This is a genomic window from Companilactobacillus kedongensis, from assembly GCF_003946625.1.
Taxonomy (GTDB): domain Bacteria; phylum Bacillota; class Bacilli; order Lactobacillales; family Lactobacillaceae; genus Companilactobacillus; species Companilactobacillus kedongensis.
In genome coordinates this window covers 1-1,490 of the sequence record NZ_RHOR01000035.1, presented here as the reverse complement: position 1 = coordinate 1,490, position 1,490 = coordinate 1, and the positions used below count along the sequence as shown (strand labels likewise).

General features: G+C 34.2%; 2 protein-coding genes. Both read right to left on the bottom strand.

Annotated features, from left to right (window positions below; genetic code table 11):
• Window positions 1-30: 30 nt before the first annotated feature.
• Window positions 31-912: an IS3 family transposase gene (locus EKM60_RS11060; RefSeq protein WP_263853107.1), complete on the bottom strand. Its 882-nt coding sequence runs from the start codon at window positions 910-912 to the stop codon at window positions 31-33.
• Window positions 909-1,439, bottom strand: a complete 531-nt coding sequence (locus tag EKM60_RS11240) for a helix-turn-helix domain-containing protein (protein WP_225427058.1) — start codon at window positions 1,437-1,439, stop codon at window positions 909-911. Before EKM60_RS11240 ends, EKM60_RS11060 begins: the two co-directional genes overlap by 4 nt.
• Window positions 1,440-1,490: the final 51 nt, after the last annotated feature.

Genomic DNA, 1,490 nt, shown 5'->3' with positions numbered 1-1,490 from the left:
TGATCTGAACCCTTAAGTTTGGACAAATAGTTATGCTGCTTTTTGAACGGAAAGTTCTCGGTATTTTACCGGAGACTTTCCGTTTAATTTTGTTTTAATACGTCTATTGTTATAGAAGTCGATCCATTCAGTCATTGACTGAATGAGATCGGCTTTTTTCACATAATGAATATCCATCATTTCTGCTTTCATTATGTGAAAAAATGACTCCATTGATGCATTATCAAGACACGTAGCTTTTCTAGACATACTTTGAAAGACATGATGTTTCTTTAAAACTCTTTGCCATGCAATGTTTTGATATTGGAATCCTTGATCGGTATGTATAGTAGTTCGATATCCTGTTTCTGGAATTGATTCTAAAGTATCTTTAAGAGGCTTTATGGCAAAATCTACAGTTGGATGCTCACTGATATTAAATGCCAATATTTCTCCAGAAAACAAGTCTAAAACTGGTTCAAGATAAACTCGTTCATTCTGTCCCATATCACCATATCTAAACTCACTGATATCAACCACCAATTTTTGATATGGTCTATCAGTTTTAAATCTACGTTTTAAAAGATTTTTAGATACTTTACCAACGGTTCCCTTGTAAGAATTATATTTTCTCTTCTGACGATTGAACGCTTGGCATAGCCAAGCATGTTCAGTCATAATACGCAGTACTTTTTTATGATTGACGGTGAAACCTAATTCTCTTAAAGCATCCGTCATTCTACGGTAACCATATTTTTTGGTATATTTTGGATCAGATTGGCGAACTTCATCGATTGCTTGGACGATCTTATCATCATCAAATACTCGTCCCTTATGACTTCGAGCATAGTAATAAGTGCTTCTGGGAATGGATATAGCCTTTAGAACAATTTTGATTGGTACTTGAAATAATCGTCTCAACTCAGTGGCTATTTTCGAGATTTCTTTTGTACAGATTTCTTCTGAGCTAAGGCTTCGACTTTTTTTAAGTATTCATTTTGAATTTTTAGCATCAAATTCTCCTGCCTAAGTCGCTTTACTTCTTCATTTTTGTCTTTCTTATTAGAATTATTATCACTTTGATTTTCATTTTTACGCTTTATCATTTTAGGATTACCTCTCAGCTGTTCTAAACCAGCTATACCTATTTCATCAAATTTTTTCTGCCATTGCCAGACCGTACTCGGTGAAGATAAGTTAAAATGTAAGGCTGTCGCTGGAAGCGACGCCTTGTTCTGATTCTTCCAGTTTAATACTTGAACCTTGAACTGACTAGAATAATTTAGGTTCATTCTACGTGGTTCAAGTCCCTTAACACCACGTAGATCAAAGCTATGAACCCAGTTAAGGATTAAACTTTTACTAGCTATTCCATATTTCTTTGCTAGAGTTGTGGAACCACATCCATTGAAATATTCAGTTACTATTTTAGTTTTTAAATCTAAATTGAATTTAACCATAAAAAAGCCCCTTAGTTTGGATTTTATGTCCAAACTAAGGGGTTCACTTCA

Bases quoted from the DNA above. Each gene is read 5' to 3' on its own strand.
- EKM60_RS11240 (WP_225427058.1), bottom strand. From the start codon at position 1,439: ATGGTTAAATTCAATTTAGATTTAAAAACTAAAATAGTAACTGAATAT.